The 7,353-nt window shown below is 58.1% G+C and carries 6 protein-coding genes and 1 pseudogene; 1 reads left to right on the forward strand and 6 read right to left on the reverse strand.

Features of this window, described 5'->3' with window-relative positions; genetic code table 11:
• Both ACQKP4_RS27740 and ACQKP4_RS27745 read right to left on the reverse strand, forming a co-directional pair.
• Window positions 1–387, reverse strand: a 387-nt coding sequence (locus ACQKP4_RS27740) for a 2OG-Fe dioxygenase family protein (RefSeq protein WP_427637210.1), incomplete at its 3' end; no start/stop codon positions are given.
• Window positions 388–618: 231 nt separating this feature from the next.
• Complete coding sequence (locus ACQKP4_RS27745; protein WP_427637212.1) at window positions 619–1,905, reverse strand: OprD family porin; 1,287 nt, start codon at window positions 1,903–1,905, stop codon at window positions 619–621.
• Between the two features lie 409 nt (window positions 1,906–2,314).
• Between ACQKP4_RS27745 and ACQKP4_RS27750 the strand changes: the two genes are divergently transcribed.
• Entirely contained in the window at window positions 2,315–4,405 is a 2,091-nt protein-coding gene (locus ACQKP4_RS27750; RefSeq protein WP_427637214.1) for a TonB-dependent receptor, read from the forward strand.
• A gap of 225 nt (window positions 4,406–4,630) precedes the next feature.
• Here ACQKP4_RS27750 and ACQKP4_RS27755 read toward each other — a convergent pair whose 3' ends face one another.
• The 4 genes and pseudogenes from ACQKP4_RS27755 to ACQKP4_RS27770 all read right to left on the reverse strand — a co-directional run.
• A complete protein-coding gene (locus ACQKP4_RS27755; protein WP_427637216.1) occupies window positions 4,631–4,843 on the reverse strand; it encodes a hypothetical protein in 213 nt (70 codons plus the stop codon).
• Window positions 4,844–5,088: 245 nt separating this feature from the next.
• Window positions 5,089–6,195, reverse strand: coding sequence for an agmatine deiminase (gene aguA, locus ACQKP4_RS27760; RefSeq protein ID WP_427637217.1), 1,107 nt, complete (start codon window positions 6,193–6,195; stop codon window positions 5,089–5,091).
• 4 nt (window positions 6,196–6,199) lie between these two features.
• A complete protein-coding gene (gene aguB / locus ACQKP4_RS27765; protein WP_427637219.1) occupies window positions 6,200–7,078 on the reverse strand; it encodes an N-carbamoylputrescine amidase in 879 nt (292 codons plus the stop codon).
• A 175-nt stretch (window positions 7,079–7,253) separates the two neighbouring features.
• Window positions 7,254–7,353 (reverse strand): annotated as a pseudogene (locus ACQKP4_RS27770) (IS110 family transposase); the annotation flags it as partial.

Here is a 7,353-nt window from a genome sequence, read left to right on the forward strand (position 1 = left end):
CGGCGGCAGCACGTTTTTGTACACCTCGAAATCGGTGTCGATCAGGCTGCGCATCACCGGCGAGTTGATCACTTCATCGGAAAAGTCCTGGAAGTGCCGAACCATCCCGCCAACGTAGCTGTTGTTGGCCTTGGACTGAACATAGGCGCGGTGTTCCAGCTGCTTGAGTTCACGCGTCACCGGGTTGTATTCAAAGTCGCTGTAGCGACGATAACGCATGCCCGCTTCGGCCTGACCGTAATAGCTGTCCGGCTCCATGTTTTCCCAACTTTTAGTCAGTCGGACGAAATCGGCGAAATGACCGTAGAGATTGAAGTCAGCACCCTGGACGTTGACATACTTGTCGCGCCGTAGCGATTCACCCACTTCTCTGTTCAAAACGATCATTTTCAGAATCTCCGTACATTTAGCAGCCTAATCTAGTGGGCGCAGGATTTACGTCCATGAGAAAGAATTTGAGGCATATCAAGCGCTGCTTGAAACGGAGCACGACGTAGCTTGAATGAGCCGTTTGAAGGTCAAAAATGACCGTTTTATAGGTTTTTGAACGGTTTCAAGGCGAAAAAAAAACCCCGAACCAGTCGGGGTTTTCAGTGCATCGCTACAACTGATCAATCATCAGAAGATATTGATCGGGTAGTCCACGAATACGCGCAGTTCGTTACCGCTGACGTTGTACTCGCTGGATTTCTGCGACACGCGCAGGATCGAGCTGCGCAGCTTCACGCTCAGGTCTTTGGCCGGGCCACTTTGCACGACGTACTTGAACTGGTTGAAGATTTCGCGCTCGGTCCCGCCTTCGCTGGTGGACGTGGTGATGTTGTCACCGCGCACATAGGCGACGTTGTAGCTCAGGCCCGGAACGCCGAAGGCGCCGAAGTCCAGGCCGTAGCCCAGTTGCCAGCTGCGTTCGTCTTCAGCGTTGAAGTCGGACCAGTAGGAGTTGGCCAGGTAGATGGTGTTGCCACCATCGCCGACGCGACCCTGGTCTTTCTGATAGCCGCCGTAGGCGTAGCCCAGGTTGCTGTCGCCGGTGCTGCGCTGGTGCGCGAGGGTGAACGAGTGCGGACCCGTGGCGAAGGTCGCCGCCAGGCTCCAGATCTTGTTGTCATCACCGGTAGCACCGCTTTCGCGGACGTAGGAATCGTCCAGCTTGGTGCGGTAGCCGTTGAAGTCCAGGGTCAGCGACTGATCCTTGTCGATCGGGAACACGTAGTTGGCGTTCAGGTATTGCTTCTTCAATACGTCTTCGACGTCGGAAGCGTACACCGCAGCCTTGAACTGTTCGGTGAACTGGTAGCTGCCGCCCAATACGTTGATCGACTTCAAGCCACCGCTGTCACGGCCTTCAGCGCTTTTGCGCGATTCGGCGGTGAAACGACCGGCGTTCAGCTCCAGGCCTTTGATCTCTTTGGAAGTGATCAGGGTGCCGGTGTAGCTTTCTGGCAGCAGGCGCGAGTTGTCGTAGTTCAGAACCGGCAATGCCGGCATCTGGTCGCCGTAGGTCAGGGTCGTGCTGGACAGACGGAATTTGACCGCCGCGCCGCCCTTGGACAGGTCGTTGGCCGGGTGGCCGCTGTCGCCCTTCTTGAAGAAGTCGATACCCTGGGCACCGCTGCGATCTTCACTGCGCTCCAGATTCAGGGCATACAGACCGAAAGCGTCCACACCCACACCGACGGTGCCTTGGGTGAAGCCGGACGAGAACGTACCGATGGCCGCTTGGCCCCACTCGGATTTGTCCGGGTTGCCGTCTTTGTAGTCACGATTGATGTAGGCGTTGCGCAGCAGCACTTTGAGGCTGCTGTCTTCAACAAAACCCTTGGATTCGGCCTGGTCGTTAGCCATGGCCTGTGTAGCGCTCAACATCCCCAGAGCGATCAGGCTGATTCGCTTATTCAACATTTGTTCTTTTCCTTATTACCGGTTGATACGCGCTGTGTCGGACGGCTGAAACGGCGCTGTCGCACTCTTTTTTTCACCCCACAATAAAAAGGCCCGCGCACGACAAGTCGTGGCGGGCCTTTTTATTATTTTATGAGTCATGGCAGTCAGCCACAGGCGTTGGGCGCGATCCTAGCCGCGCCCGGAACACTGTGTCAATTTGATGAATCGTCTATGGATAGGCGAAAAGCGTCTAAACGTACTGCTGGCGTTGGCAAAGGAGGACGGTTGATTGGCGTGGTTGTATCGGTTTTGACACAAGCAGAAACAATCAAATGGCGGAACTTTTCCGGAATAATTAACGGAAGTAAATAACAAGCATTACCATTCACGCCTTCGAATTTCCTCACCCTTTCGGATGCGCTCTCAGATGCCTGCCCCGTTCCGCCTCACGCCTGTCACCCTTGGATTTTCTGCTTTCCTGTCTGCCGGTTTCGCCGGAGCCACAACCACCACATTGCCCGCCACGTCGATCAGCGCCGAGGCAGAAGCCGACGACCCGCGCGTGAAAGAAACCAACACTGCGACCCGTACCTCGACGCCGGTGCGTTACGTTCCACAGGCCATCGACTCGGTTAAAACGTCAAACGTGCTGGATTACGGCACCAACGACCTGGGCACCGCACTCAGCGGTATTCCCAACGTCAGCAGCAGCGCCGATACCCGCTTCGACAGCCTGCGCATCCGTGGCTTCGACGCCAGCAACGACTTCTACCTCGACGGTATTCGTGACGACAGCCAGTACGTGCGCGACTTGCACAACATCGAGCGCATCGACGTACTCAAAGGCCCGGCGGCGGTGCTGTATGGCCGTGGCAGTCAGGGCGGGATCGTCAACCGCATCAGCAAAGTGCCGGAGTTCGGCCGTCGCTCGACGATTGAAGCCCAGGGTGGCAGCGAAGATTTGCGCAGCCTGTACGCCGACCTCAGCACCGACCCAAGCGAGAACATCAGCCTGCGCCTGAACATGGGCAACATGGACCAGAACAGCTTTCGCGACGGCGTCAGCGGCAATCGCCAACTGTTCGCGCCGTCAATGAGCTGGCAGCTCACGCCCGACCTGAACTGGCTGGTGCAGTACGAATACAGCCGCTACAACCGTACGCCGGATCGCGGCATTCCAGGCGTGAACGGCCGCCCGGCCGATGTCGGACGCGACACCACCTACGGTAACGATCACGACTTCATCGACGACAAATCGCAGTCCCTGCGTTCGAAACTCAGCTACGACATCAACGAAAACTGGCAACTGCGCCAGACGCTGGGCGTGTTCAAGCTCGATAGCGATTTCGACAACACCTACCTCACCGGCTACACCCCGGCCACCCAGGTCACGCGTCAGCACTGGCAGCAAGACCTGACCACCCGCAACGTGTTCAACAATGTCGAGCTGGAGGGCGGTTTCGATACGTTCGGCCTGGAGCATCGTTTGCTGACCGGCGTCGAGATCGGCAGTCAGCGCCGCGACCCGACGCTGTACAACGCCGCCACCTCGGGGCGCGGCAGTTCACCGGTGCCGGCGCTGGACCTCTACAACCCGAATCGCGACCTGCGCCACACCGGCCGCATGCAAGTGTCGAGCAGCACTCACACCGAAGTCGAAAGCCGTGCCGTGTACGTTCAGGATCAACTGCGCCTGAACGATCAATGGCAATTGCTGGGCGGTCTGCGCTACGACACGTTCGACATCGAGTCGACCAACAAGCTGCGCAACATTTCCGAAGACCGTGATAGCCACAGCACCAGCCCGCGTGTCGGCCTGGTATGGACGCCGCTGCAGAATCATTCCTTTTATGCGTCCTGGACCAAGACCTTTTCCCCGGTCGGTGGCGGTCTGATCGGTATCACCCCAGGCGCGGCCGGTAACAGCAACGACTTGAGCCCGGAGCTGACCAAACAGAAAGAAATCGGGGTGAAGAGCGACTGGCTCGACGATCGCCTGAGCACCACGCTGGCGATTTACGAACTGGAACTCGCCAACCGTCGCACCAGCGATCCGAACGATCCGACCGTGACTTTGCTGACCGGCCTGCAACGTTCCCGCGGCGTCGAACTGACCGCCACCGGCAATATCGTTGGCAACTGGTACGTGCGCGGTGGCGTGGGCGTGCAGGACGCGACGGTCGTCAAAGACAATAACGGCTTCGAAGGCAAACGCATCAGTAACGTAGCCAAGCACAACGGCAACCTGTTCCTGACCTGGAAACCGGAAATGGGCTGGTACGCCGAAACCGGTTTGACGCTGGTGGGTCAGCGCTATGCCGACAACCTCAACACCGTCGTGCTGCCGGGTTATGGCCGCTGGGACGCGCTGGCCGGTTTCCGGCAGAAGGACTGGGATTTGCGCGCGGCGTTGAACAACATCAGCGACAAGACCTATTACTCGTCGGCCACCAGCGCCTACCAGATTCAACCGGGCGAACCGCGCAGCCTAGTGGTGACCGGCACCTACAGCTTCTAAACACCACCGAACCGGTGCTGACCAGACATAAACCGGTCACACCGATCTACTGTGGGAGCGGGCTTGCTCGCGAAGGCGTCGGATCAGTCGACATTGATGTTGAATTAACGACCGCTTTCGCGAGCAAGCCCGCTCCCACAGGGGGGTTACGGTGATCTTGAAACCATCGCCCATAAAAAAGCGCCGCCATCCCGGCAGCGCTTTCATCAATCCGTTGTGTGTTTCTTATCCTTCCATCACATCCCACAAGGCTTCCAGTTCCGCCTCGCTGAACAAACCAGCGGGGTAACGCTCGATCATCATCCGGCGCGGATCAGGTTCTCTGATCTGACGCGTTCCATTGGACTTCAACCAGTGCGCCAGAACCTGGAGCGATTCGCTTTTAATTGTCAGGGGATGCAACGCCCGCTCGCTCACTACGTTCACTTCGGCGTTCATTTCGGCGCTCTCTCCCGGTTTGTGAGCGGCTAACTTATCCAAGGTTTATGACAGAACATCGAAGTTCTACCCCTCCCTGTTTCGCATCATCAGAGATACAAGAGCTGTGCCAATGTTTCACAAGTGTCGACAAGCGGATACAAAGAAGCCCGCGGTCCAGTTGGGCTGCGGGCTTCTTGTCAAACGCCGGTGGGTAAACGCCAATCAGGTTGTTTTTTAATCAACTCAAGCTGTTACAACCCCACTCACTCTTTGTGCGGCGCAGGCTGTTGTTGGGTAAGGCAGTGGATGTTACCGCCGCCCAGTAACAGTTCGCGGCCCGGCACCATCACCACTTCGTGCTGCGGGAACAGATTCTGCAAAATCTCTTTGGCCGGACCATCCAGTGGATCGTCGAAGCTTGGCGCGATGATCCCGCCGTTGACGATCAGGAAGTTCACGTAGGAACCGGCCAGACGCACGCTCGGGTTACGCTCCTGGGTACCGTCCACCGGGTCGACGCCAGCGCACTCTTCTTCAGTCGCGTACAGCGGCCCCGGAATCGGCATCTTGTGCACCACAAAAGGGCGCCCCTTGGCGTCGGTGCTGCTTTCCAGCACTCTCATCGCGGCCTGGCAGCGCGGGAAGTTCGGGTCCTGCGGGTCATCGGTCCACGCCAGCAGCACTTCGCCGGGGCGAACGTAGCAGCAGAAGTTATCCACATGACCGTCGGTTTCGTCGTTGAACAAACCGTCTGGCAGCCAGATGATCTTATCCACAGCCAAATGAGCGCTGAGCACCGCTTCGATTTCTGCACGATTAAGGTGCGGGTTGCGGTTGCGGTTGAGCAGGCATTCTTCGGTGGTGATCAGGGTGCCTTCGCCGTCGCCATGGATCGAGCCGCCTTCGAGCACGAAGCCTTCGGTGCGGTAACGCTGGCTGCGCTCGATCTCCAGAATTTTGCCGCCGACTTGCGAGTCGCGATTCCACGGCGAATAGAGGCCACCGTCGAAACCGCCCCAAGAGTTGAAGTCCCAGTTCACACCGCGGACTTCGCCCGTGTTGTTGATGACGAATGTCGGGCCCGTGTCGCGCACCCAGGCATCGTCGCTGGACATTTCGACCACCCGAATATTCGGCACATCGAGGCGGGCGCGGGCATTTTCGTACTGGCCGGCGGACACCGCCACGGTCACCGGTTCAAACCGGGCGATGGCTTTGGCCACCGCGACGTGCGCGGCTTGCGCCGGTTTGCCACCCAGGCGCCAGTTGTCCGGGCGCTCGGGCCAGATCATCCAGGTCTGGGTTTGGGGCGCCCACTCGGCGGGCATGTAGAAGCCGTCGGCGCGCGGGGTGCTATTCAGAGTGGTCATGCAGTCAGGACTCCAGGGAACCGTCGAGGGTTTTGAGCGCATTGTATAGGTTCGGGCGACGATCACGGAACGAGCCCCATGCGCTGCGAATGTGCTCCAGTTCGTCGAGATCGAAACGCTGCACCAGCACGCCTTCTTCGGTTTTATCGAGTTCCTGGACCTTTTCGCCAAACTGGTTGGCGATGAACGACGAGCCGTAGAAGGTGATGTCGTAACCGTCCTGCTCCTCGTTGCCGATGCGGTTGCTGGCCACTAGCGGCATCAGGTTGGCGCCGGCGTGGCCTTGTTGCACACGCTGCCAGTGATCACGGGACGAAATGGTCTTGTCGTGCGGCTCGCTGCCGATGGCGGTCGGGTAGAACAGAATTTCCGCGCCGAGCAACGCCATGCTGCGCGCGCACTCCGGGAACCACTGATCCCAGCAGATGCCCACGCCGATTTTCGCGTAACGGGTGTTCCACACTTTGAAACCGGTGTCACCCGGGTTGAAGTAATACTTCTCGTGGTAGCCGGGGCCGTCCGGGATGTGGCTTTTCCGATAAATCCCGAGGTTGCTGCCGTCGGCATCGATGATCGCGATGCTGTTGAAGCGCGCACGACCCGCCAATTCGTAGAAGCTGATCGGCAGCACCACTTGCAGCTCTTTAGCGACTTTCTGGAAATGCCGGATGGCGACGTTGTCTTCTACCGAAGTCGCCAGCTGCAGATAGTCCGGATTGGGCTTCTGACAGAAGTACGGCGCCTCGAACAGTTCCTGAATCAGGATAATCTGCGCGCCTTTGGCGGCCGCCTCGCGGACCAGCTTCTCGGCGGTCTCGATGTTGGCTTCAAGGTCCCAGGAACAGGCCATCTGGGTGGCGGCAACGGTAACGACACGACTCATGAATCATCTCCGGGCAAATGCTTTTAGCGTGGGCAGTGGCGACTTTATAACCGATAAAAATCGGCATTTAAAGCTTTTAACCATCCACGCATCTAAATTTAAGCAATTTATCCAGATATTAATCGAATTAAATCCACCCCCCCTGTGGGAGCAACTGTCTTAACCCTGCCATTCGTCACTGCCATTCGGTGCCGTCGCGCAGCATGGCATTCAGCCGGATCAACAGTATCCGCATGCAGGCGATCAGCGCGACTTTCGCGCTCTTGCCTCGCTCC

It is taken from the genome of Pseudomonas sp. NPDC086278 (assembly GCF_050280905.1).
Taxonomy (GTDB): domain Bacteria; phylum Pseudomonadota; class Gammaproteobacteria; order Pseudomonadales; family Pseudomonadaceae; genus Aquipseudomonas.